The sequence below is a fragment of the Sphaerospermopsis torques-reginae ITEP-024 genome (assembly GCF_019598945.1).
Classification (GTDB): Bacteria; Cyanobacteriota; Cyanobacteriia; order Cyanobacteriales; family Nostocaceae; genus Sphaerospermopsis.
In genome coordinates this window covers 3,248,581-3,273,817 of record NZ_CP080598.1, presented here as the reverse complement: position 1 = coordinate 3,273,817, position 25,237 = coordinate 3,248,581, and the positions used below count along the sequence as shown (strand labels likewise).

At 38.7% G+C, this 25,237-nt stretch carries 27 protein-coding genes; 13 read left to right on the top strand and 14 right to left on the bottom strand.

The genetic code is table 11. The annotated features are described in order from the left end of the window. Positions 1–248: 248 nt before the first annotated feature. From K2F26_RS15235 to K2F26_RS15220, 4 genes are all read left to right on the top strand, one after another. Entirely contained in the window at positions 249–1,307 is a 1,059-nt protein-coding gene (locus K2F26_RS15235) for a permease (protein WP_220611895.1), read from the top strand. 73 nt (positions 1,308–1,380) lie between these two features. After that, positions 1,381–2,157, top strand: a complete 777-nt coding sequence (locus K2F26_RS15230; protein ID WP_194058512.1) for a TIGR03943 family putative permease subunit — start codon at positions 1,381–1,383, stop codon at positions 2,155–2,157. Positions 2,158–2,330: 173 nt separating this feature from the next. Then, the gene (locus tag K2F26_RS15225) at positions 2,331–3,830 is read left to right on the top strand and encodes an Ig-like domain-containing domain (protein ID WP_220608499.1); all 1,500 of its coding nucleotides are present in this window, start codon (positions 2,331–2,333) and stop codon (positions 3,828–3,830) included. Between the two features lie 436 nt (positions 3,831–4,266). After that, positions 4,267–5,889 carry a hypothetical protein gene (locus tag K2F26_RS15220; RefSeq protein ID WP_220608498.1) on the top strand — a complete coding sequence of 541 codons (1,623 nt, stop codon included), beginning with the start codon at positions 4,267–4,269 and terminating at the stop codon, positions 5,887–5,889. Positions 5,890–5,900: 11 nt separating this feature from the next. On the opposite strand, the gene K2F26_RS15215 is transcribed toward K2F26_RS15220, so the two are convergent. Continuing rightward, positions 5,901–7,961: an NAD(P)/FAD-dependent oxidoreductase gene (locus tag K2F26_RS15215; protein WP_220608497.1), complete on the bottom strand. Its 2,061-nt coding sequence runs from the start codon at positions 7,959–7,961 to the stop codon at positions 5,901–5,903. A gap of 181 nt (positions 7,962–8,142) precedes the next feature. On the opposite strand from K2F26_RS15215, the gene K2F26_RS15210 reads away from it, so the two are divergent. From K2F26_RS15210 to K2F26_RS15200, 3 genes are all read left to right on the top strand, one after another. Further along, positions 8,143–8,316, top strand: coding sequence for a hypothetical protein (locus K2F26_RS15210; protein WP_220608496.1), 174 nt, complete (start codon positions 8,143–8,145; stop codon positions 8,314–8,316). A 236-nt stretch (positions 8,317–8,552) separates the two neighbouring features. Beyond that, on the top strand, positions 8,553–8,756 hold the full coding sequence (locus K2F26_RS15205; protein WP_220608495.1) for a RelB antitoxin-like protein: 204 nt from the start codon (positions 8,553–8,555) through the stop codon (positions 8,754–8,756). Beyond that, positions 8,753–9,025 (top strand): type II toxin-antitoxin system RelE family toxin, encoded by a 273-nt coding sequence (locus K2F26_RS15200; RefSeq protein WP_220608494.1) that lies wholly within the window; start codon positions 8,753–8,755, stop codon positions 9,023–9,025. The genes K2F26_RS15205 and K2F26_RS15200 overlap by 4 nt, the downstream gene beginning before the upstream one ends. 90 nt (positions 9,026–9,115) lie before the next feature. On the opposite strand, the gene K2F26_RS15195 is transcribed toward K2F26_RS15200, so the two are convergent. From K2F26_RS15195 to trxA, 8 genes are all read right to left on the bottom strand, one after another. Beyond that, positions 9,116–9,718 carry a cytochrome c oxidase subunit 3 gene (locus K2F26_RS15195; RefSeq protein ID WP_220608493.1) on the bottom strand — a complete coding sequence of 201 codons (603 nt, stop codon included), beginning with the start codon at positions 9,716–9,718 and terminating at the stop codon, positions 9,116–9,118. Positions 9,719–9,847: 129 nt separating this feature from the next. Continuing rightward, positions 9,848–11,521 (bottom strand): cytochrome c oxidase subunit I, encoded by a 1,674-nt coding sequence (gene ctaD / locus K2F26_RS15190; protein ID WP_220608492.1) that lies wholly within the window; start codon positions 11,519–11,521, stop codon positions 9,848–9,850. 218 nt (positions 11,522–11,739) lie between these two features. Then, positions 11,740–12,666: a cytochrome c oxidase subunit II gene (locus K2F26_RS15185; protein WP_220608491.1), complete on the bottom strand. Its 927-nt coding sequence runs from the start codon at positions 12,664–12,666 to the stop codon at positions 11,740–11,742. A 130-nt stretch (positions 12,667–12,796) separates the two neighbouring features. Further along, positions 12,797–13,405, bottom strand: a complete 609-nt coding sequence (locus K2F26_RS15180) for a DUF2231 domain-containing protein (RefSeq protein ID WP_220608490.1) — start codon at positions 13,403–13,405, stop codon at positions 12,797–12,799. Beyond that, the gene (locus tag K2F26_RS15175) at positions 13,402–13,902 is read right to left on the bottom strand and encodes a DUF2231 domain-containing protein (protein WP_096565165.1); all 501 of its coding nucleotides are present in this window, start codon (positions 13,900–13,902) and stop codon (positions 13,402–13,404) included. The genes K2F26_RS15180 and K2F26_RS15175 overlap by 4 nt, the downstream gene beginning before the upstream one ends. A 700-nt stretch (positions 13,903–14,602) precedes the next feature. Further along, entirely contained in the window at positions 14,603–15,547 is a 945-nt protein-coding gene (gene holB / locus K2F26_RS15170) for a DNA polymerase III subunit delta' (protein WP_220608489.1), read from the bottom strand. Between the two features lie 83 nt (positions 15,548–15,630). After that, positions 15,631–16,263 carry a dTMP kinase gene (tmk, locus tag K2F26_RS15165; protein WP_220608488.1) on the bottom strand — a complete coding sequence of 211 codons (633 nt, stop codon included), beginning with the start codon at positions 16,261–16,263 and terminating at the stop codon, positions 15,631–15,633. 613 nt (positions 16,264–16,876) lie between these two features. Next, positions 16,877–17,203, bottom strand: a complete 327-nt coding sequence (gene trxA / locus K2F26_RS15160) for a thioredoxin (protein ID WP_194058532.1) — start codon at positions 17,201–17,203, stop codon at positions 16,877–16,879. Between the two features lie 205 nt (positions 17,204–17,408). On the opposite strand from trxA, the gene K2F26_RS15155 reads away from it, so the two are divergent. The 3 genes from K2F26_RS15155 (at position 17,409) to K2F26_RS15145 (ending at position 19,281) form a co-directional block, all read left to right on the top strand. Then, on the top strand, positions 17,409–18,014 hold the full coding sequence (locus K2F26_RS15155; protein ID WP_220608487.1) for a vWA domain-containing protein: 606 nt from the start codon (positions 17,409–17,411) through the stop codon (positions 18,012–18,014). A gap of 219 nt (positions 18,015–18,233) precedes the next feature. Then, complete coding sequence (locus K2F26_RS15150) at positions 18,234–18,839, top strand: vWA domain-containing protein (protein ID WP_194058536.1); 606 nt, start codon at positions 18,234–18,236, stop codon at positions 18,837–18,839. Between the two features lie 40 nt (positions 18,840–18,879). Beyond that, on the top strand, positions 18,880–19,281 hold the full coding sequence (locus K2F26_RS15145; RefSeq protein ID WP_220608486.1) for a salt stress protein, Slr1339 family: 402 nt from the start codon (positions 18,880–18,882) through the stop codon (positions 19,279–19,281). Between the two features lie 59 nt (positions 19,282–19,340). Here the strand turns inward: K2F26_RS15145 and K2F26_RS15140 are convergent, their stop codons facing one another. From K2F26_RS15140 to acpP, 3 genes are read right to left on the bottom strand one after another with little or no spacing between them, the layout of a single operon-like run. After that, complete coding sequence (locus K2F26_RS15140) at positions 19,341–19,586, bottom strand: hypothetical protein (RefSeq protein ID WP_220608485.1); 246 nt, start codon at positions 19,584–19,586, stop codon at positions 19,341–19,343. A 56-nt stretch (positions 19,587–19,642) separates the two neighbouring features. Beyond that, entirely contained in the window at positions 19,643–19,867 is a 225-nt protein-coding gene (locus K2F26_RS15135; protein WP_220611894.1) for a hypothetical protein, read from the bottom strand. 47 nt (positions 19,868–19,914) lie between these two features. Then, complete coding sequence (gene acpP / locus K2F26_RS15130) at positions 19,915–20,181, bottom strand: acyl carrier protein (RefSeq protein WP_220611893.1); 267 nt, start codon at positions 20,179–20,181, stop codon at positions 19,915–19,917. A 114-nt stretch (positions 20,182–20,295) separates the two neighbouring features. Here acpP and K2F26_RS15125 point away from each other — a divergent pair, with 114 nt between their 5' ends. From K2F26_RS15125 to K2F26_RS15115, 3 genes are all read left to right on the top strand, one after another. Then, positions 20,296–21,936 (top strand): HEAT repeat domain-containing protein, encoded by a 1,641-nt coding sequence (locus K2F26_RS15125; RefSeq protein ID WP_220608484.1) that lies wholly within the window; start codon positions 20,296–20,298, stop codon positions 21,934–21,936. Between the two features lie 300 nt (positions 21,937–22,236). Continuing rightward, positions 22,237–22,428 carry a type II toxin-antitoxin system HicA family toxin gene (locus K2F26_RS15120; RefSeq protein WP_168534989.1) on the top strand — a complete coding sequence of 64 codons (192 nt, stop codon included), beginning with the start codon at positions 22,237–22,239 and terminating at the stop codon, positions 22,426–22,428. After that, positions 22,428–22,640 carry a type II toxin-antitoxin system HicB family antitoxin gene (locus K2F26_RS15115; RefSeq protein WP_168493294.1) on the top strand — a complete coding sequence of 71 codons (213 nt, stop codon included), beginning with the start codon at positions 22,428–22,430 and terminating at the stop codon, positions 22,638–22,640. Before K2F26_RS15120 ends, K2F26_RS15115 begins: the two co-directional genes overlap by 1 nt. 45 nt (positions 22,641–22,685) lie before the next feature. On the opposite strand, the gene K2F26_RS15110 is transcribed toward K2F26_RS15115, so the two are convergent. After that, entirely contained in the window at positions 22,686–23,015 is a 330-nt protein-coding gene (locus tag K2F26_RS15110) for a XisI protein (protein WP_194058546.1), read from the bottom strand. Between the two features lie 834 nt (positions 23,016–23,849). After that, positions 23,850–24,497 carry a response regulator transcription factor gene (locus K2F26_RS15105; protein WP_194058548.1) on the bottom strand — a complete coding sequence of 216 codons (648 nt, stop codon included), beginning with the start codon at positions 24,495–24,497 and terminating at the stop codon, positions 23,850–23,852. Positions 24,498–25,237: the final 740 nt, after the last annotated feature.

Below are 25,237 nucleotides of genomic sequence, written 5' to 3'. Positions count from 1 at the left end.
TACAGAACTCCGTACATACTAAAAGCCTTCTTTCCTGTTCCCTGTTCCCTGTTCCCTGTTCCCTGTTCCCTATTCCCTGCCTTAACGGAAAGACTTTCTCAGCAACCCCTAGCTAATGGGGCTGAAGACAGACGGCTAAATGCTGACAACTTGGTATTTGATCCCCGATTGATCCCCGTTTCTTCCTGATTTAGATAAAATGACTAGGCATAACTCCAAAATTCCCAACCGCTGTTGACTGCGACATGATGATCAATCAACTGAACAATGGTTTCACCCTATTTCTGAGTCTGCTAGTCGAGGCCATGCCTTTTTTGCTGCTAGGGGTGTTATTCTCCAGTTTGCTGTTATTTTTTATTGATGAGCGCAAATTGGTGAATATAATGCCCACAAATCCCCTGCTGGGGGCTTTATTTGGCAGTATGATAGGCTTTTTGTTTCCAGTGTGTGAGTGCGGTAACGTGCCAGTGGCAAGACGATTATTAATGCAAGGAGTACCCACACCAGTAGCCATTGGCTTTTTACTAGCAGCACCAACAATTAACCCAATTGTGATTTGGGCAACTTGGACAGCATTTAGAGATCAACCAGAAATAGTAGTGTTAAGAGTCGTATTGTCCTTAGCGATCGCTACAATTATCGGTTTTGTTTTCAGCTTCCAAAAAGATTTAAGTCCTTTCTTGCAACCGGCGATCGCACGTTATCTAAAATTTAATCCCCCCACTCAAGCCGAACCTAAACGCAAAGGAAAACGTTATCAGTTACAAGAAGAACCATCTATTAGTCCCCTGTTACAATCAGGAACTTATATTCTCGGTGGTAAAGCAGGTATATCCACAAAGCTGGGTGGAAATTTAAACCAGGCAAATATCACAACTTCTACCCCAAATAAACTTTTTGCAGACAAACTCCGTCTAGTATTGGATAATATAGTGCAAGAATTACGGGAATTAGGCGGAGTGATGGTAGTAGGAAGTGCAATAGCAGCCGCAATTCAAGTATTAGCCCCCCGTGAACTCATCCTCAGTTTAGGTGCAGGTCCAATTACCTCAATTCTTGCCATGTTGGTACTAGCAGCAGTAGTATCAATTTGTTCCACTGTCGATTCTTTCTTCGCCCTATCTTTCGCCTCAACCTTTACCACTGGTTCTTTGTTAGCTTTTCTAGTATTTGGACCAATGATTGATATCAAAGGTGTTGGATTGATGTTATCAATTTTCAAACCTAAAGCTCTATTTTATCTATTTGCTTTATCCGGACAATTAACACTTTTATTTACCTTAATTTTGAATTTGCACGTCATGTAAGCCAGTCATGTAATTTTTGTAAATTCTCCGTTATCTATGACAAATTACAACTAACATAATGACTCAATAAAGAATGACTACAATCCAAAATCCAAAATCCAAAATCCAAAATCAGTTACTCCCTTGGCTAGATGTGTTAGCGATTACAGCTTGGGGAATTTTAATGCTGAAATACTGGTTCACAGGCGAACTGAATTTATTGATTCACCCAGATTTTTTTTGGTTAGTCATTTTGGGTGCTATTGGTTTACTAATCATTGGTTTTTTTAAGGGTTTACAACTTTGGAAACAACGCCGAAGGTATGAAGTACCCAATAATCAGCAGCATATAAATCTATTTCCCCCTGGTTGGAGTAGTGGGTTGCTCTTAACCACAGCAGTTTTAGGATTTATCATTACCCCCCAAGTATTTAGCTCTCAAACAGCACTAGAGCGCGGTATAACTGAACTATTGGGAGCAACACGCGCCCAACCCCAAGCCTTTCGTGCCTCCATCCGTCCAGAAGAGCGAACCCTGATAGACTGGGTACGCACACTTAACGTTTATCCAGAACCCGACGCTTATACAGGGCAAAAAGTCAAAGTCCAGGGATTTGTGATTCATCCCCCAGAATTAGATCAAAATCATTTGATATTAGCCAGATTTGTGATTACTTGTTGTGCAGCCGATGCCTATCCCGCAGGATTACCAGTTCAACTTCCAGAAAACCGCGATAAATACCCACCAGATACTTGGCTAGAAATTGAAGGACAGATGATCACAGAAAACATAGCCAATAAACGCCGATTAACCATTAAAGCTACTTCCCTCAAAGAAATACCTCAACCCAAAAATCCATATAGTTATTAGGGAATAGGTGACAGGTGACAGGTGACAGGTGACAGTAAAGAAGCAGGGGAGCAGGGAGCAGGGAGCAGGGCGAACAAGGAAAGCAGGGGAAGCAGGGGAAGCAGGGGAAGCAGGGGGAGATTAATAACCCAATGCCCAATGCCCAATGCCCAATAACTAATGACTAATGACTAATGACTAAAACCTATAAATCTATCCAAGCACTAGATCGAGTAGCGATCGCCTTCATGCTGTTATTAAGTCTGCTGATTGGATTTGTGATCTGGCAAGGTGATGCAGTTAGACCAGTCGTTCGCAATTTTACTTGGCAGAATCAAAAAATCGGCGCTGAAGACACAGCTTTCACCCTCACCTTTAGTCGTCCAATGGACACCAAAAGCGTCGAGGATAATTTAAAAATCGATCCCCCACTGGCAGGTAAAATCAGTTGGGCCGGACGACGAATGGTTTACACACTCGTCACTCCAGCACCTTACGGGACTAACTATAAAGTTTCCCTAGAAGGAGCTAGAGATAAATTTTCCCAAACACAAGGCAAAAATAGGCTCATGCAAGCCTTTACAGGTAGCTTTTCTACTCGGAATCGAGCCTTAATTTACATAGGAGCTAATCAAGAAGAACAGGGAAAATTGGTACTGTATAACCTCACCCAAGAACAAAAAAAGGTACTCACCCCCAAAGACCTAATTGTTATGGACTTTGAGCCATTTCCCAACGGAGATAAAATACTTTTCTCGGCTCGCTCCTCCAAAAATCCAGACTTGCTCTCAGCCCAAATTTATACAGTCACCACAGGTATTACTAGTGATCCTAATGAACAACCTGAAGCACCAGGTAAACTTGACCTACTTTTAGATAACAAAGAGTATCAAAACCTCAAATTTGACCTCTCTCCTGATGGACAAACAATAGTAGTCCAAAGGGGAAAAAGAGATAATCCCGGAGACTTTGGACTGTGGCAGTTGTCAACATCCAGGGACAGTTCAGGAGAAAAACCCACCCCACAACGCTTAGAAAGCCAACCCGGAGGAGACTTCCTGATTACACCAGATAGCAAAGCCGTAGCAGTTGCCCAAGGACAAGGAACAGCAATTTTATCCCTGGAAGGAGATACAACTAAACCCCTAGATTTTCTACCGCAATTTGGCTTGGTTCAAGCTTTCTCTAAAGATGGTTCCCAAGCAGCAATGGTCAAATTTAATACTGATTACACGCGGGATTTATTCTTAGTCACTAACCAAGGTGTGCAGAAACAACTATTAAAAACCACAGGTTCAATTCTCGGTTGCAATTTTGATCCTGCCTCACCCACCCTTTACTGTTTGTTAACACAGCTAGTATCACAGGAACAATACATAGAACAACCTTATTTAGTGGCGATTAACCTCAAAACCCAAGAACAAAAACCACTGTTGATGTTACCCCCCGCTCAACGCAATGTGCAAATGAGTTTAGCACCCGATGGGTTGGCTATTTTGTTTGACCAGATAATTCCAGTAGGAAACACTACAGCATCATTACCAGCCAACACTCCAAAAACAGACGATGGAGAGCCGATCGCTACGAGCAGTCTGTGGTTAATGCCTCTTTTACCTATCACTGACCAAGGAAACCCCGAAATTAAGCCAGAACAACTGCCCTTAGTTGGTTTTCATCCCCTCTGGCTACCGTAAATTGGTAATTGGTAATTGGTAATTGGTAATTGGTAATTGGTAATTTGAAAAAATAAAATTTTCTTCCCCAGTCACCAGTCACCAGTCCCCAGTTCCCAGTCAAGGGTCCCCAGTCCCCAGTGCTTAATCAAAATTGTCAAATATAATACTTGAAACTCAGATAATCTCTACCAAATTGCAGTAGCTGAGTGGATAGCGATTGCTGGATAATATTTTTTAGTAACTTTATATAACTTTTAATAAACGTCAAGTAGGTTCATACCCTCTACCCCTGGGAAGCAAAAATAGTACACCATAGCAATCTAGACTTGTCTAGGATTTATATAGCAGTTAAACTTGGCTTCTAGAGGCAATCCTGATTACCTCAGAATCAAACAGATTTGATCAGCAATGCTGACAGCATTGCTCAATTTTTTTAGCAGGTGGGTCAAGAGTGATGAATATAGGTGACACCTCAAACAATGGCACTGTGATTGAACCCCGAAATTTTGCAAATTCGCCGAAATCAGAGCAGGCGAGTTGTCCCTTTTACTCAGTTCTGCATGATGAAAATTCAGCCGTGACTAATTTACCACTCCTGAACCCAGCAGATGATGTTGACGACGGGCTAAATATACAGCAGTCTGAATCTACAGGTACAGACAATTTACAAGATCATAATACCCAAAAAGATTGGATTGCAGAGCCTGACAGTGAAAAACAAGCCCTGGTAGATTCAGAGTTTCAGAAGTTGCTGACACTGAATGAAGAGTTACAAACAGCTAACTGTGATTTGTATGCTCAAGTAAAGCAGCTAAAACAAGAATTAGCTGAAGCAGAAAAGATTTTGCAGTGGCAAAAAAAACGCTCTAGTGTCACTGACTCAATGTTGAATCAACAAACTCAGGAACTAGCAACGGCTCAAGCGCAAATTCAGTCTCTTTTCCAGCAATTAGAAACGGCTGTCCAAACTGTTCAAAGTCAGGAACTGTTCATTGAAACCCATAAGGCACAGTTACAACTGAGTCAGCAAAGAATAGCCCAACTGGAAAGGGAATGTACACTGCTGCAAACTAACTACAGTGAACAATCTCAACAGCTATTACACTCAGAAAATACTTGTCGGGAATTACGTACTAGGCTAATACGCCAACAACGTCAGACTTTGCAATTTAAAGCAGCACTGGAAAAATGTCTGGATACCCCTGTCCCCAACTATGACACCCACTATGACACCAACTATGACACCCTAGAGGATACTGCCTATCATCCCCATGATCTCACTGGTGGACATAGCAGATTTTCTAGAAAAGCCAGGTCTTTGTTTCCCAATGCACAACCTATTAAACCTTGGTCTGCGGAAACCGATGCTACCCATGATACTTGTAGCACTCTACGTCAACATTTAGATAATTCCTGGCTAGAACCTTCAACTCCATGCGCTGATCAACAAGATCAACAAAATTACTCTACGTCCATTTCTGAACCTGCTGAAAAACCTTCAGCTGTGGATGATATAGAAATCCCAATACAGCGAAGTCCCCAATTAGAGGATAGTGAATCTACTGCTGAAGTTGCAGATGTTTCTTCTGCTGGAGGATCAAATTTAGATCGCCAGTTGGAAAGTCTGATCGAAATGTTTTTTGCTTCTCAGTCTGCACCCTCAACTTCACCAACCGTTAATGATACAGAAAGTCATCCAGATGATGGGCTAATCTGGGAAACCTTAGCATCAAATCTGGAGAAAAATGAGCCACTGGAAACAATCATAGAACAACCGTTAGTAACGGAAAGTCATTTCCCAGCGTTTACACTTTCATCCAGCAATGAATCAACAATAAATGCCTCCTATTCAGAAAAAGAGCAAAATATGGCAAATATTGCCGAAAATAATGATTATTGGTCAGAATTGCCAAAAGCTCATTTCACCCCAGAACCATTAGGTGAATATCACCTTGATCAAAAATCTCCTTCACCTTTGATTTATCCCCAACGTCCACCCAAGGGACGGAAATCTTTAGCATCGGTGGAACTACCAAATTTCCGCCCCAAGTCGAAAGGTCAAGAATCCAAGGACTAATGACTACTTAATTAATGACTTGTTTGGGTTACTGCTTTTGACTTAACGGTAACTACTTGATCCCGTAGTCGTGGTTTACCTGTAGAAATGGCGTAGTTGGTCACTAATAAGTTTAACCACAATCCTGGAAAGCGGTTTTCTAGCCAGCCTTGACTCCACTTCAGGAATTTGGGAAACCATGTACTTAGTAAAGCACTGGTGAATGAATAAACACCAAAGTTGAGGTAATTACTTAACCACCGAACTAAGTCTCTAAACCCTGCTAGTTCCCAAATCCATATTAATAAGGCGGGATTTTTGGTAGCGGCTTTTAAAGCTAAACGGTTAAATGTAAACCAGTCGCAGCGATCTTTAATGAAATTATCTGCTACTTCTGGGGGTTCGTCTGCTAACAAGCCAAAAAAGGTATTGAGCATGGCATTAACCCGTTGAGGTGGAATAAATTTCCCTGTGGGAACCATCATTCCTTTGGAAAATAGCCACGTGACGGAAACGTTACTTTGGTAAGCACGAATTTTATTGAGGTGACGGAAACTTAATAAGTCGTGTTTGAGGGCAGTGTTTAAGAGAGTGGTTAAACGTTCTAGGTTACGAACGAGAGAACCAAAACCAGTAAATACTAGGGGAGATTGCAGGGAAGCAGCATCACCAATGGCAATTAATCTATCAAAGGCTATGGTGCGATCGCTATCACTAACACTAAAATGCCCTGGAATATAGCCAAATGTCGGTTTTTTCCACACTAGCTGATCCATGTCACAACGGCGATATTCTGGCAAAATCGTGAAAAAGTCCTCATACATCTCTAACAACGAACCAGGATTTTTTCTATTCACTTCATGATAATGAAATAAATAAATTGTCAGTTCTTCCCCCGCAGCAGGAAATAATTCCCAAATTAATTGTCTGCCTCTAGAAATATCTCCGTGACTGTAAAGAACATCACCATACTGAGAATCCCAGACACCAGGGGCAAAACCTTTTTCAATCACTGCTCCCACGGTGGGACATACACTATCAAAGGCTCTACCCCCGTTTAATTGCCAAGCAATAGGGGAAGCTGTACCCATTGCATCTACTAATAATCTACCATTGACTTGCTGATCAATTCCAGTATTTACACTCTTGACAGTAACGGTAACTTGTAATTTTTGAATATCTGCCCGGATAAATTCTGTTTGATCCCAAATATCACCACCAGCGGCTTTAAGTTTTTCGCCGCATAATTGCAATAATTTATCTGAATCTAAAGCGATATTTAAAACAGTTGGCGTGTATAAAACAGGTGATTTTAAGTGATGCGGGTTATTAGCGTCAAAAAATTTATTAAATCCGTCTTTATACTCCCTGGCAATAATGGTTTCTAATTCTGCATTTGTTAACAAACCGAGATTGACCAAAGTTTGAATTTCATCACGAGAAATATTCCATTCTCGGTTCATGCGTCCAAAGGGTAATCTTTCCACCAATAGAACTTTATAGCCTAATTTTGCCATGACTGCGGCATGAATCACACCCAAAGCGCCACCAATATAAATGAGGTCATAAGTGTTTTCTGCTGTTTGTTGCTGATTTTCTGCATAAAACACCACCTGACGGGGTTGCTGAGGATTTTTGACACCTTCTCGCCAACGTTGCTCCCACCAGTAAGCACGTTTAAGATCATATTCCCCATGAGGCATTTTCTGGAAATACTTGACAGTTAGGGGATAATAGGGTTCTAGCTCTGCGAAAATCGACTTTTGAGGGTCAATCTTTGGTGGTTCGGGGTATTGATGGGGAAAACTGCTTCTAATACCTGTAGTCAGACGTTGCAATATTGAACCTTCGTTAGTGAAGGGTTTGTCTCCCCAACGAAACACTTTGAGGTAAGTGGTGCGCTGTACAGACCACACAAATATAGAAAGTTCGGTTGCTAAAGGTCCTTTGACAGATGCAACCGGGTTTCGCAGACGCAGACCATCTGGGGTCAGTAATTTTTCTCCATCTCCCGGCACAAAGTCGGTTTGTAACCAGTTACGGACAGCACCACTATCGGTAGTAGGAACTTCCAAGTAAAGAATTTCTTTCATGTTCTGCTGATATCTCCTGTCTATCTACTCACTCACAAAGATTTGACTCAGGCAATAAGTACATTAAGTACGTTAAACTTCGCCCTATCAATTGTTTGAAGATTTAATGAAGAAATTTTAATAGTTTGTTAAATTTATTATTCATTTTGGAACTTATGTAAAACTTATCTAAATTTATGCCATGAACTATCCTATCCCAGACAGTCCCCAAGAAATTGTTGCACTCAGACAACAACCTGTTGATGAAGAACTGGTAGCTGCGGTTATTATCGGATTAGTTAATTTTATAAGCTTCCAATATCAATATTTAAAATATTTAACTGCGGAGGTTTTAAAAGATGATCCGCTTTTGTAAGAACAACAATAACGCTAGTTGAGTCAGTTATTTGCTCAAGCGTAGAAAATTATGCCTTGATCTGTTGAAGGCAGGAAGCAGGGGAGAAAATAAAATTGCTCACGAAAAGATATTGAAACTTAGTCCTTTAAAAAGGTTATACTGATACTCTTTAAGAACAAAAGTAAGAGTACATTAAGCATAGCCTGATATAAATATGCTAAATTAAATGTAGATAGTAATCCTATATCACTAAAATGCAAGCTGATAAATATCCATTTGCCCAAGAATTGATTACTGATATTCAAGGTAATATCAAAAAAGTAGTCATGGATTTTCAAGCATATCTACTGTTGCTAGAAGCACTGGAAGATGAAGGACTTATTCTAGCTATGAAAGAAGTAGAAAATGAGACACCATTAAATTTAGATGAAGCTTTAGCGGAATTAGAAAAAGAGTGAATATCCAGTATCTACCCAGTTTTATTAAAGATTTGAAAGCAATCAAAAGTACACCTTACTATGAGTCTATTAAGAAGTTTGCTTTTGAAGAAATAATTGAACTATCGAGTTTTGAAGAAATCACAAATCTCAAAAAGCTTCAGGGATATGATAATGCTTATCGGATTCGTATAGGTGATTATCGCCTGGGTATTATTTTTGATGGCGAAATATTAATTTTTGAAAGAGTTTTACATCGGAAAGATATTTATCGCTATTTTCCCAAATAGATGATTTCGGAATCATGATACAAATATATGGTAGGAGTTTGGCATTGCTAAACCCCTACAAAATTTATTGCTTTCTGCGTCTTAAAATCCCTACTGCCAAACGTAAATAAGCAAAAACAAAATAATCCAGATAACATCAACAAAGTGCCAAAACAACGAAGTTGAATTAACACCAAAGTGTCCGTTATCGTAGTTACCGGGAATAAAAGAACGAATCAAAATAATAGATTGCAACAAAATCCCGGTGAAAACGTGCAACCCGTGAAACCCAGTTAATAGGTAAAACATCCCGCCAAAAGTACCGGAAGTAAAGCCAAATTCTAATTGACTCCATTCCACATATTGACCATATAAAAAGTAGCTACCCATTACCATTGTAGCTAACAAATATAATCTAAATCCTGGTAAGTTACCACGTTGTAAACATCTTTCAGCAAAGTAAATCACAAAGCTGCTAGAAACCAGAATGATTGTATTAATTGTTGGGGCGACTACTTCTAATCCTTCAACACCAGCAGGAAGCCAATTAGGGTTTGTTGTTTTGTAGATGATATAACCAGCAAAGAAGCTTAAAAAGATGACGCTTTCTGATAGCAGAAAGACAATAAAACCAAACATTTTACTGCCTTCTTCGTCGTGTCCATGTTCATGGGCTGCATGATGTATTTGTGGCGTTTTGATTGAGCTATCCATTGGTAATGTTCTCCTTTTGTTTTGGCAATACTGTTCAGTTAAGTTTGATTTTTTTATCTCACGCAGAGGCGCAGAGAACGCAGATGTAAGAGAAAAAATTGTTTAATACTTAACTGAACTGTATTGTTTTTATTCGGCTGTTTTTATGGTTTTGGGTTCTAGGTTAGCTGTTAATGGTTCTGATTTTCCGTAACCGTAAGGTTCACTAATAATGATGGGAATTTCTTCAAAGTTCTCTACAGATGGAGGTGAAGAAATTAGCCATTCTAAACCAATTGCTCGCCAAGGGTTAGCAGGTGCTTTTTCACCTTGTAACCACGAAACCAAGATGTTGAAAATGAAGGGTAAGGTAGACATTCCTAATAGGAACGCACCTAAACTAGCGAGAACATTCCAAAATGTATATTCTGGTGCGTAGGAAGCAACTCGGCGTAACATCCCTTGCAAACCTAATGGGTGCATGGGTAAAAAGTTTAAGTTTGTACCGATAAATGCTAACCAAAAATGTATTTTTCCCCAACCTTCGTTAAACATCCTACCTGTCATTTTGGGAAACCAATGATAGATGGCTGCATACATTCCCATTGTGACTGTTCCGTACAATACATAATGGAAATGTCCAACGACAAAATAGGTGTTATTAACATGAACATCTACTGGTACAGAGGAAAGCATAATTCCTGTAATTCCAGCAAAAACGAACATGATTAAACCACCTAATGCAAATAACATTGGTGTATTTAATTTTATTTTTCCACCCCAAATTGTCGCCACCCAAGCAAATACTTTAATTCCTGTGGGAACAGATACAAACATGGTCGTAACCATGAATAGTAACCGCATCCAACCAGGTGTTCCACTCACATACATATGGTGTACCCAAACAATGGCACTCACCACAGCAATTAACATCGAAGAAATGGCAACTACTTTATAACCAAATAATGGTTTGCGGGAATAAACAGGGAAAATTTCTGAGAAAATTCCGAAGACTGGGAGAATAATTACATAAACCGCAGGGTGGGAATAAAACCAGAAATAATGTTGAAACATTACCGGGTTTCCGCCTTTGCTGGGGTCAAAAAATGCAGTTCCAACTGTTAAGTCAAACAGCAACATTACCGCACCAGCAGTTAAAGCAGGTAGTCCAAATAATTGAATAATTTGGGCGCTAAATACTGCCCAGACAAACAAGGGCATTTTAAAAAAGCCCATTCCTGGCGCACGCATTTTCACAATGGTGGTGACAAAATTCACCGCACCCATAATAGAAGAAACACCGGAAACAGCTACCGCTAATAACCACAAAACTTGTCCATTTATTAAATGTCCTGTGGGGTTTTGTAAACTCACTGGAGGATAAGCCCACCAACCAGCTTGGGCAGGTCCACCGGGGACAAAAAAGCTGGACATGAGTAAAATTCCCACTACTGGGACCATCCAAAAAGCGGCAGCATTGAGGCGAGGAAATGCCATATCTCGCGCCCCGATCATGATAGGTACGAGATAGTTTGCTAAACCAACAAGGGAGGGAAATGTCCACAGGAACAGCATTACTGTTCCGTGCATTGTGAACATTCCATTATAAACTGTGCGGTCAATTAAATCAGATTCAGGGGTGACAAGTTCGCCCCGTAAAATCATCGCAAAAATGCCACCAACTAGGAAGAAAATAAAGGAAGTAACGAGGTATTGAATACCGATTACTTTGTGGTCTGTGCTGAAGGTGAAATATGTTTTCCAGTGAGTTGGTGTTGAATGATGATGTGATTCACCACCAAGATTAAGTGATATGTTTGTCATGGGATTTTAGATTTTAGATTTTAGATTTTGGATTTGGGATTGAATAAAAATCCTGTAAATCCTCATGCAGAGAAAATGAATAGCTCACGCAAAGACGCAAAGGCACAAAGGAAGAAAGAAAGAATTAATTAACCATCAAAACTAACGAAAAATCTCTCTGAAAACTCTTTTCTTCGTGTTCTTCGTCCCTTCGTGGTTCATTCCTTAATTCCTCACTTCTAACCTGCAAAATTAACTACTGGCGGTCCAGCAGGTTTGACGGTTTCCCAACCAGTTTGTATTTTTTCGTTGTGATTTTGGGCGTATTCTGTAGCGGCTTGGTTTGGTGCAACTGTGGGATTATGACTAGCGGCTTTTTTCAACCAGACGTGATATTCTTCTGGGGTTTCTACTACTACGTTTGCTTGCATGGTGGCAAAGTATGTACCGCTATATTGAGAGTCGGTGAGGCTATATTTACCGGGGCGAATGGGGGTAAATTCAAAGTCTATGGTTTTACCAGGAACGATGTCTTGTTTAACGCGAAATGCGGGAATATAAAAACCGTGGAGTACGTCTTCTGATTGTAGGGCTAAACGGACACGGCGATCGCTCGGTAAATGCAATTCTGTACTTGTAATTCCCTGTTCAGGATAACTGAATACCCACGCCCATTGTTTAGCAATTACGTCAATTTTTTCTAAGGGTTCGCTAACAGTTTCTCCTGGTGTTTCTTGCACTTCTGCATGGGCAATTTGCACAGGTAAGGGGTTATGTAAATGTAATAATTGGGAAGGTCCTTGAATCCCCATGTTTTCATACACTTCATAACTGTAACTTGCTATCCACAATACCAACATTATGGGAATAGCAGTCCAGACAACTTCTAAAGTGATGTTTCCTTCAATATGTGGACCATCACTAAAGTCATAACTTTTGGCACGATGAAAAAGAACAGAATACAAAATAGCAGCGGTGACACCTAAGAAAATAAAAGCCCCAATTGTCACCAAAAAGCTGAACAAATCATCAATCAAATGTGATTCAGCCGCAGCTTGAGGGGGAAGCCAAGAATAGGCTTGTTTACCGATGAAAATACTGGCAACTGTGATGACAAAACCCCCCGCCATCACTAGGAAAAGATTTAAAGTCAACCGAGTGTTCATAGTTAGTCATTGGTAATTGGTAATTGGTAATTGGTGATTGGTAATTGGTAATTGGTAATTGGTAATTGAAATTTTTAAATTACGAATTACGTTCGCGTAGCGTGCCGGAGGCACTATTACGAATTACGAATTAATTACCTAGTACCTCATTGATATCTTGTCCCATTCTCAACAAGTTATCCGCAGTGTTATGTACACCAAATTCGGCTGCTAATTGTGCGCCTAATGTGCCGTGAAGATACATTAAGGCCATGATGAAAACTCCGGCAAAAATATAACTCCAACGCACTTGCATATCGGAATCTTTACAGGTAATGTAACGTTGCCATCCCCGCCAAAATGTCATTCCTACCATTAAAGCTAAGAGAAAAACACCGCCCACACCATGCCACATCATGGTGGACATTGCTTGCAAACCCCAGGAACTTTTTAAATGTACTGGTGGAGTTGCTAACAACATTTCATAAAAACCCGCAGCAACGGTGAAAAATGTAATCACAGAAGCAGCTACCATGTTGTACCAACCAACTTCAAATAATTGGGCGCGTTCTACAGCTAAACCCAATGATTTAAATAACCATTGTTCTATGGGGAAAAGTACAGCAACTAAATCAAAAATTACCCCAATAATGAACAATCCTAATGTGAGGTGAACTAGGTTAGGATGAATAGGAATTGCGTAAGGTAGTCCGTTTGCCCCCATCTGGGCGCTGACTTGATCAATTAATTCTGAATTCATGGTAATATTCCATCCTTTACGGCTTCCACAACGGGTACTGTATGTATTCCATAAACCCACACTAATTCATCACCAAGATATACTTGAAAACCAACAAGTATGGTTAAAAGTAAACAAACTGCTAAATAATGAATTGGCAATCTTTGGGGATCACGACTGCGAAGTACATAACGCCAAGCTGTGATGGCTGCTAAAATTCCTGATAGTGACCAACCGATTAAGGTATGGTAATTTAATACTGATTTGACGATGTTGTAAGGTTTGGCTAAACCAGCTTCGTACTGTCCAAAAATAATGGCTATGAATATGGATACGGTAGCTACAAATAAATTCCACCAACCCACTTCATAAAAACGAGTTTTGCCAGTTAAAAAGCCAATTAAATCACAGAAAACTGCAAATAAGATCATGGCAATTACAAAGTGAACCACGATGGGATGCAGTGGATCTGGATATGGTAAATTGTGGTCGTTCAACGACGTTAAATACTCAATCATCAACTTCTCCTAGATTTATAGAATACTCCTTAGACCAACTTCAATAATTCATCAAAGTTACTACTATTAATCACGACTACCTATATTTTTTAGAATATTTCTGTGATATTATTCTGTTAATATGGTGTCATTTTTGTATTGATTAACAGCTAATTTGTCAGCAATTTTTAGCAAAGGATTTGAAGTCAATTCATATACTCATAAAAACAGTCTGTAACAACAATTTTTGATGTAGCTAAATTCAATTGCTGTTAAGTTGCTGTTCAGGCTTTGATTTACTAGAACACCGATTCATTAATCGTAAGGGCGAAGCATTCGGACGGAATATGAACTGGTTTCAGCGATAGGTTATCACCCGAATGCTTCGCCCCTACAAGTTCGATACTCTAGACCTATTGGTTTAGGTTACGTAAATTTTTATTAATTGTCAAAAAAAACTAAAAGTTAAACTTTTAGAATGAGTAGAGAGCAAAGGTAGAGAGCAAGAAGGGGAATATGATAATCTGAATATCCTTGCTTTCTGTAGATATTATGAAATACAAAGAAAAGATTTTGATGTCTAGTAGTGTACATTTAATAATTATTACTTTGTTTGATAAATGACAGAAATTTATGTAATTTATGGTATGTACAAAAACAGAAGTGTTGTTAATGGGATATAATTAAGAATTATTCTAAATTAGATATTACCAATTACCAATTACCGAATTTGCAATATTGATAAAAATGTACATTCCCAAACTAACCGGGGTTGAGCATAAGATAATAAATTCTTGCGAGTTTTTTCTAATTGTTCAATAATACCAGGTTTATGTATTTGTTGCCAGTAAAATTGTTGTAGATAATCAATTAACCATAATTGTGCTTCTGTGTCTAATTCTTTATCAATTTTCTTCGCTATTTCTAAAGCATGGCGATAAGATGTAGGTTTTTTTTTCACATCTTGGAGTAATTCAGTATTAATACTTTGTAATTGCTGATAAGCTAAAATTGCATTTCCTGGACTACCAGCAGCTATACTTAAAATTTCTGGATGTTGTAAAATTTCTGCATTTCCTTTAGTTGTTAAAACCTGAGTTAACGCAGTATAATCTAATCTATAAAAAGGGATTTTTTGACAGCGAGAAACCAAAGTTGGTAAAATTGCATCAGGAGAAGGAGCGATTAAAATTAAAGTCGCTTGTCCTGGTTCTTCCAAAGTTTTCAGTAAAGCATTAGCAGCAGATTCAGCCATTGTTTCTGCTTGTTCTAAAACTACCACATTTCTGGGCGCTTCCAAAGGTGGACGGGATAAAAATTGGGTAATTTCTCTAATTTGTTCTAACCTAATAACCGGGGGTGCTTTACGTTTTACACCCTTTTCTGCTGCTTCTGCTGCGGTTAACCTTTGTCCTTGATATTGATAAGTTGGTTCTACCCAAAATAAAGCAGGGTGGTTTCCTTGACGAATGCGATTTTTTAAAATAGATAATTGTTCAGGTTTTACAGAACTAGAAAATAATAATTCAATAAAACATTTAGCGGCTAAACTTCTACCCACACCATCAGCACCAACAAATAAATAAGCAGGTGCGACTCTGTTTTGTTTAACAGAAGATGTTAATAAATCTATTGCTTGTTGTTGTCCAACTAGTTCTTCAAACATAATTTATAAGGAGTCAGGAGTCAGAAGTCAGAATATTTGTGAAAATCATAAATTCATCCCTCTTCATCTGCGTTTATCTGCGTTTATCTGCGTTCAATTATTCTAGAAATTAAAACTTCTTGAACATTTTTATTGACAACTTCCTGACTTAAACTACCATCAACTTGAAAAATTCGAGAAGGATAATTTGCAGCTAATTCAGTATATCCTTGCTGTACACGACGATGAAAATCAATAGTTTCCTGTTCAATTCTATCTAATTTACTTTGACCACGTTTACGAGAAAGTCCTAATTCTACATCCACATCTAACCAAATAGTCAAATCACTTTGTAAACCACCTGTAGCAATATAATTTAATTGATTAATTAAACTCATACTTAAACCCCTACCATAACCTTGGTAGGCAATAGTAGAGTCAGTATAGCGATCGCATAAAATATATTTTCCTGCTGCTAAATTTGGCTTAATTTCCTGCTCGATGTGTTGCGCCCGATCAGCAGCGTATAATAATAATTCCGTCACCTCACCCACAGGTTTATCCTCTGATTTTTCCAGCAATAGCTGTCGTAAGTGTTTCCCTAACTTTGTTCCCCCTGGTTCACGAGTCAGAATAACTGATACATTTAGAGTTTCTAACCACTGACTACACAGTTGCATCTGAGTAGTTTTACCACAACCTTCCACACCTTCAAATACAATTAATTTACCGCTCATATTTTGAAAATTTCCTATTACCGATTTTTTTTAACCTTATTATCGCTCGCTAGGCCGCAATTAGATATTTAATCTCGTGGTTATCAGTTAGTTGTACCACTCAATTCTGTAATTATCACAGATATGATTAAATTGAATCTGGAGGTATTGGGTATTGTCTGTCCAGAAACAATTATTAAACTTGGCTTTACTTTAAGAGGTTCTGCAGTACATAGTATGCAAAATCAATCTCAAAAAACTGCGGAAGGCTTAATATACATAAGACATAAGCTACAGATATTGGATATTTTTTATTGGATATTTTTACAAAAATTGCCTCTTTACCCTGTTCCCTGTTCCCTGTTCCCTCTTTCAGACTGGTAATTTAGCATAACAAGTACGGTAGAACCCTTTAAGATAGATCCCCAATTTCTTAAACAAGTCGGGGATCTGGGTATGCAAGATTCCTATAGCTGAATACTTACGCACAACCTATAGTTACCAAGACAGCGATCGCAATCTTGGCATCATCTTTAGTCCTAATTACATCTTTTACCTGTTCCTGACTCCTTAATAGCGAAGCATGGAGTTAGCCATTCTCCTGACTCCTGCTATAACTGATCACAGGTAATGACTACATAGGAATATACTGTGCTAGAGTTTTAGTTAAAGTAGTTTTGGGAACTGCACCGACCACTGTATCAACTTGCCTACCCCCCTTAAATACCATGATAGTGGGGATGCTACGAATACCATAATGACTAGCAACTGTGGGATTTTGATCTGTATTCACTTTCACCACTTTCACCTGTCCATCATATTCAGCGGCCACTTCTTCAACAACAGGAGACAACATTCTACAAGGTCCACACCAAGGAGCCCAAAAATCCACTAAAACCGGAGTCTCACTATCCAACACTTCCTGTTTGAATGTTGCTTCTGTGACATTGGTAATAGTCATAGTTGTTCTCCTGATCTGAGTGAATTAACTTGAAAGCTCGACATTTACTCATGCTGCAATATTGACTTATTTAGGGATTTTACCGCAGAAAACGTTTGTTTATAGATGAGCATAGTTTAAATGATTATTACAATACCTCTACATCTAGATATCATCGTCTGACCTAAGAGTTAAAATAGAAACCGAAAAATCATTAGAGGTATTTATGATGAGCGATCGCGACTATACTCTAATCATTGATAAAAGTGGCAGTATGTCCACTCCTGACCAAGTTGGTGGTAGAAGTAGATGGGACATTGCCCAAGAGTCTACCCTCGCTTTAGCTAGAAAAGCAGAACAATTTGATCCCGATGGGATTACAGTTTATGTCTTTTCTGGGCGATTTAAACGTTACGAAAATGTCACTTCCGCCAAAGTTGCCCAAATATTTCAAGAAAATGACCCTGCGGGTACAACCAACTTAGCAGGTGTATTACAAGATGCCCTTAACAATTATTTTCAGCGTAAAGCTTCAGGGCAAACTAAACCCAATGGAGAAACAATTTTAGTGGTAACTGATGGTGAACCTGATGATCGCAAAGCCGTATTTGAAGTCATCATTAGCGCCACTAGGCAAATGGAAAGAGATGAAGAATTAGGCATTTCTATGATTCAAGTAGGTTCAGATGCTCAAGCGACAAAATTTCTCAAAGCACTAGATGATCAGTTGCAAGGTGTAGGCGCTAAATTTGATATTTGTGACACCGTGACTTTAGATGACTTAGAAGAAATGAGTTTGGCAGATGTATTGATGAATGCCATCACTGACTAATTAGGGTTTAGTGAAAAAGTCTTGTCGTGAAGCTAGGGAATAGGGAGAAAGATTTTAGATTTTAGATTTTAGATTTTAGATTGGAATTAACAAAAACAATCCAAAATCCAAAATCAAAAACTCCAGCATAGCTGCTTCCTGCCTCCCGACTCCTGACTCAAAACCATCAACTCAACTTTAATAGCTACTTTAATAGCTGGATCACTGGAGAATGGAAAAATGTTAGAAAATCGTGATTACACTTTAATTATCGACAAAAGCGGTAGCATGGCCACCCCAGATCAAAAAGGAGGCAGAACTAGATGGGTAGCAGCACAAGAATCTACTTTTGCATTAGCTAGTAAATGCGAACAATTAGATTCAGATGGAATAACGGTTTATTTATTTTCCGGTAGATTCAAACGTTATGAAAATGTCACATCTAGTAAAGTAGCGCAAATTTTTCGGGAAAATGATCCAGCCGGGACAACTGATTTAGCAGGTGTATTGAAACACGCTACTGATGATTATTTTCAGCGTAAATCTAGCGGACAAACTAAAGAAAATGGAGAAACAATTTTAGTTGTAACTGATGGTGAACCTGATGATCGTAAAGCAGTGATGAAAGTTATTATTGAAGCATCGCGCCGACTAGATAGAGATGAAGAATTAGCCATTTCCTTTATTCAAGTTGGTACTGATGCCCAGGCTACTCGCTTTCTCAAAGTTTTAGATGATGAACTGCAAAGTGCTGGGGCAAAATTTGATATTTGTGATACAGTCACAATGGAAGATATGGAAGAGATGAGTTTATCAGAAGTGCTATTGAATGCCATCAATGACTAGCTAAACTCACTAGCTAAACCCATAATGAGGAGTGTTTACAATGGACTCCATTGATAAGTTATTAGCGGAAATTCAGGCTGAATACAAAGGGGAAAAACCTCAACCACAGCAGCCACAAAAGCTAACAGTAACTACAGCCAAAACCTTTATTACTTCTGCTTCTGGGTCTGATGGTTTAATAGATCACTTATTAGCAGATGTCAAAGCTGATTTTGCTGAACAAGATGCGGCTGAAGAATTGAGAAAAAAGCAAGAATTAGAACAGGAAAAAATTCGTCAAGCACAACTTAAAACTCAACAACTTGAGAATTTGCAGAAGCAAGCTCAAGCATGGTTATCTAAATTAGATCCCTTCTCATCTGAAGGACTTTGGTTTGAAAGGTTTGCTCAAGCATACCCATCAAAATTAGATGCTGCCATTGAATATTTACAAAACAATTAGTAGCAATATCCAGATACTCGACTTTTCACAGAAGTTGAGTATTTTATTTACAGCAGCTTTCAGTTGTCAGTAGCAACAATAGCTGCATCAATTCCTTCCCACATTTCTGAAAGGGGTATAGTTTGTCCGCTTAATGCCTCTTTTATGCCTTGACGAATACCTTCAATTACAATTTCTGTCGGTGTTTCTTCAGCAGATGAATCTGTCTCTAAAGCGATGCGAAAGTAGTGAATTATGTCATAAATTTCTGCTAATTTATCTTCGGGAATATCTCGCAGTTCTTGGATAATTTTATCAATCAGCATTAATTAAATTCTCCTTTGGTTGGTGGTGAAAAAATTAGATTGTTTAGTGAATATTATTATTCAATAATTTCCTCATATTGATTAGTATCTTCTGTTTCCAATTGTTTGATTTCTGCTAACACTTCTGTTAAAGTTTTTTCATCTAACCATTGATGACGTTCTTTGGTATAGTCTCCCTTACCAGGACTGAAATATTGAATAAACCGAATAGTATCGGTAATTCCTAGAGAGTTAATTAAAGCATTATAGCCTTGTTTAATAATTTCATTTTGGGTTTTCATCATTGCTTTCCTCTGTTATATTCTACCTTAGTTAGTGAGAAAAATCATTAAGAAGTAGCTTTTTCAATTATATAATCTAGAGCCTGTTTAACTGTATTAATCCTTTCAGCAACTTGATCAGGTATTTCAATATCAAACTCTTCTTCTATAGCCATAACTAATTCAACAGCATCAAGAGAATCAGCACCTAAATCTTCAATAAAGTTTGTATTCAAGTCAATTTTGTTTTCATTAACATTTAATTGCTCGCAAATAATTCTTTTCAACTTTCTAAATACTTTTTCATTGATATTACTATTATTAGCTATAATCATTGGTTGAGGCACTGAATCTTCAACACTTGATTGTTCTTCTACTTCTTCTTGCGATTCATCTCTAATATTAAAATAGTGAAAAAGATTAGCAACGGTTAAATCTGAGGCTTAGCTTTGCAGGATAATGATAAAGACGTTCGCCGTAATGCTGCTTCTGCCTTGGGGAGAATAGGAGTAGAAGCGAAAACTGCTGTTCCTTCTTTGACAGCAGCTTTGCAGGATAATGATCAATTCGTTCGCTATTGGGCTGCTGTTGCCTTGTGGGAAATAACAAAAGAAGCGAAAGCTGCTGTTCCTGCTTTGATCGCAGCTTTGCAGGATAATGATCAATTCGTTCGCTGGACTGCTGCTTCTGCCTTGGGGAGAATAGGAGTAGAAGCGAAAACTGCTGTTCCTGCTTTGATCGCAGCTTTGAAGGATAATGATGGAGAGGTTCGCTTTTGGGCTGCTTCTGCCTTGGGTAAGATAGGAGTAGAAGCGAAAACTGCTGTTCCTGCTTTGATTGCAGCTTTGAAGGATAATGATGTAGAGGTTCGCGGTTGGGCTGCTTCTGTATTGGGTTCTATAGGAGTAGAAGCGAAAGCTGCTGTTCCTGCTTTGATAGCAGCTTTGAAAGATAATGATAGTTCGGTTCGCATTAATGCTGCTTCTGCCTTGGGGAGAATAGGAGTAGAAGCGAAAGCTGCTGTTCCTGCTTTGATCGCAGCTTTGAAAGATAATGATAGTTCGGTTCGCTGGTCGGCTGCTTCTGCCTTGGGTGATATAGGAGTAGAAGCGAAAGCTACTGTTCCTGCTTTGATTGCAGCTTTGAAGGATAATGATGAAGGGGTTCGCAGTAATGCTGCTTTTGCATTGGGTTCTATAGGAGTAGAAGCGAAAACTGCTGTTCCTGCTTTGATAGTAGCTTTGAAGGATAATGATAAAGACGTTCGCCGTAATGCTGCTTCTGCCTTATGGAAAATAACAAAAGAAGCAAAAGTGGCTGTTCCTACTTTGATAGCAGCTTTGAAGGATAATGATGAACGGGTTCGCCGTAATGCTGCTGAAGCCTTGGGTGATATAGGAGTAGAAGCGAAACCTGCTGTTCCTAATTTGATAGCAGCTTTGAAGGATAATGATGGAGAGGTTCGCTTTTGGGCTGCTAATGCCTTGGGTAAGATAGGAGTAGAAGCGAAAACTGCTGTTCCTACTTTGATAGTAGCTTTGAAGGATAATTATAAAGACGTTCGCCGTAATGCTGCTTCTGCCTTATGGAAAATAACAAAAGAAGCAAAAGTGGCTGTTCCTACTTTGATAGCAGCTTTGAAGGATAATGATAAAGACGTTCGCTGGAAGGCTGCTTCTGCCTTGGGTGATATAGGAGTAGAAGCGAAAGTTGCTATTCCTGCTTTGATAGAAGCATTAAAAGACAAAAATAAAGAAGTTCGCTATCATGCTGCTGCTGCTCTGGGCAGTATAGGAGGAGAAACCAAAGCAGTTATTCCTCTGTTGATAGAAGGATTAAAAGATAAGGATAAATACATTGGCTATGCTCATCAAAAATCTGCCGATGCTCTCCAGGTAATAGGTGAAAACTATCAAAACAAAGCCGCCACCATGCCTATTGCAGATTTAGATCAAGCTATATCAGATTTAGAAAAAGCACTCCCAGCTTTAAAAGGTATTCAGGATAAAAATTTAAAATTAGATTCTCAAATAGCCTCTGTAAATCGCTCTCTTGATCATCTGAAAAAAATCAGACAATCTCGCAATTAGATAGAATATTAGCATAGACGGCAAAAAATTCTTTGGCAATAGGAGGATTAATTTGCATTATCTTCTTCCCATTTCTCTGGTTTAAATTATCGCAACTTCAAATCCTAGATCCCCGACTTCTGTTTTCAATCTTATTCATAAATGATTAATTCATGCTAGAAGTCAGGGATCTTAAACCCCACGAAAAGATCCCCGATTTTTAACATCAATTGATCGTTAGGGTATCTTGTATATTTTATCAGCAAGCTACATAATTAATTATACAATAAATCAAAGGATTGATTACAAATAAATGTTACTATGAAAGTAAGAGCAGTAATTCAGCGACTAGAAGCTGATGGTTGGTATTTAGCCAGAACAAGAGGAAGTCACCGACAGTTTAAACATCCTCATAAACTTGGTACTGTTACAGTTTCCGGTAAACCTAATATTGATGTACCCATTGGTACAATAAAAAGTATATGGAAACAAGCACAATTGGAGGAAGAATAATGCGTTATACAGTAGTAATTGAAAAAGGAAATACCAGTTATGGGGCTTATGTTCCCGACTTACCCGGTTGTATAGCTGTGGCTGAAACATTAGCAGAAGTTCAACAACTAATTGTAGAGTCCATAGAATTTCATATAGAAGGTTTAATAGAGTCAGGTTTACCAATTCCTCAACCTACAAGTATCGCCCAAGAAGTTGAGGTTTTAATTTAAGTAGTAAATTCCTGACATCAATTGATAGTTTACTCAAAGTATTTATTATCCCACTGCAAAACCTGTAAATTGCCGTTTATAAGGAGCATGAAATCCTAAAACAATATCTTCTTTAGGGACACCAGCAGCCGTTAATTCATTAGCAACACCAACTTCTGTACCATCTCTTTGTATCCAGATTTTATCATCTTTAATATCAACATGAATGATCACCCCATAAGTTCTAATTTGTTGTTTCCAACCAATATTTAATACTTGATAATGATGACGTTGGGTATCAAAAAGCAATTGAATTTCTGTACCATTAGCGATATCATTTCTGGAATGATTGCTTAAAATATCTTGAATAATTTGCGAGTAATTTATTCTTTCCATAAAACAATCTCCTGGGATAAAAGTTAAAAATTTTTTGGTTATTTAGTCATCTTTAGATGACTTTTGCTATCAGACTGGGAATTCATTCCCAGTCGGGATATGGATTTTACATTAAAATAGTTAGGGTATCTTGCATATTTGATCAGCAAGCTACATAATTAATTATACAATAACAATACCTTAGCCAATTTACGAGGGTGAGATGATGATGCTTTAACCATTAACTCCCATTTATCTGAGACTTGGCAAAAACAATCACTACTAAAAATTCCTTTAAGGTTTACCACAAGGGTTTTTTAATGTATTGACCGTAGGATAAGGGTTTGGTGATTCTAAACTACCTTTTAATCAAAACGCTCATGTATGCTTATTTTTGCCAGTTTTGCCGGAAATTATCAAGGCTCTTTTTTTGGCTAAGGTATTGACAATAAATCAAAGGATTGATTACAAATAAATATCTGAGTAGGGAACAGGGAACAGGGAACAGAAGGCAAAAGGCAAGAGGCAGGAGGCAGAAGGCAGAAGGCAAAAGTTAATATTCTTCCCCTGCTTCCCCAGTCACCAGTCACCAATCACCAGTCACCAATCACCAATCACCAGTCCCTATAATTAGCCTGTATAAATAATTTTAGGTGATATCTGGGTTGGAAGATAGCAATTGAGGAAAGTATCATAAAACATGAATTATGAAGCTGGAATTGAAAAATCTGTATGCTTCACAATTCATGTTTTTTACTGGCTATCAAACTAAAGTCAAGATCAAATAAAGAATTTGAGCTTTGAGTTATGATTTTTTAACTCAAAACTCAAACCTTCACCAAATCAGCGGAACATTTAAGCCATTTGATTTTCAATCGCCCACCGTGCTAACTCAGTACGGTTGTGGAGATTGGTTTTACCCAACATATTGGAAACATGGCTTTCAACAGTACGCTGACTAACATTTAGTTCTTCAGCGATTTCCCGGTTAGCTAAACCCCTAGCCACAAACTGAACCACTTTCAGTTCTGTGGGAGTTAACTGGACATCAAAGGGAACTTGGATACGGGAACCGTTTTCCCCTCCCTTAGTTTGATGTTCTTTCCAACGGATAGTTTGCTTGAGTGAAGATTCTACTTGTGCTACGAGTTCTTCTGGTTCAAAAGGCTTGACCATATATACGTCAGCACCTTTATTCAGACCTTTAACTCGGTCTGCACTTTGCCCCTTAGCGGACAGGAAGAGAACAGGTATCCAGCTAGTGCGTTCAGTTTGCCGGACTTGTTCGACAAAAGTGTACCCGTCCATTTCCGGCATCATCACGTCACAGATGATCATGTCTGGAACTTCATGTTCTAATATTTCCAGAGCTTCCTGTCCATTTTCCGCCGTGATGACTTCGTAGCCCCGGAATTCTAAGTAATCCTTCACCAGCAAGATGAGGTTAGGGTCATCATCAATTAATAGAAGTCGTTTGTGATCTTTCATGCTGGACTCTTTCATAGCAGTGGCACTTGTCGCGCTTCAATCCATCAAGGTCTTGAATAGTTATCCTCTTTGGTGGATTATGTGAGATGTTGTGCAAAACAAACCTGACAAAAATTGTTCATGGCATGGGCATAAGCAAATACACCCTAGAACCTGGAACATTTTGTTGTTTGCTTCCTGCTTCCACCAAGCCCGTCACCGGGTCCTTGTCCACAGGCGTAAATTCCGCGCTGGCCGCACGTACTGTTTTTCCCACTCAACTTGCCTTGGTTGTTTGTGGTTGTGAAAGTGGTGGTCACTCTTAACATACTACTAGTAACTTAATAGCAAAAGTCTAGTAAGGATACGGAGAGCAATAGTATTTATAATGCGCTATTATATATTCTTTTGAAAGCAACGGGCTAAAAAACCTGATTAAATCATAATCCGTCTGGTTGACAGGTTCAGTATTTAGCTGAAGATCACCCTAACTGACAACTCACCCGCACTTTCATTTGTTAACTGTTGCTCCGCTATATCCTTTTTTGAATGTTAAGCCTCTAGAGGTTCACAAGAAACGAAGGAAGTTCCTGGCAAAAAATGGTTGAAAAAGGCTTATGCTTACATTTCCATAGATGCCAATTAAGTGTTCTGCGATCGTCCGCTCAATGACTTCCGGCTTTTTGAATATAGTTCATAAAACCATAGACAAATATCTCAGGTTTTATTTTGTGAGGTTTTACCTAACAGGGTGAACTACATACTATCTATCCCTT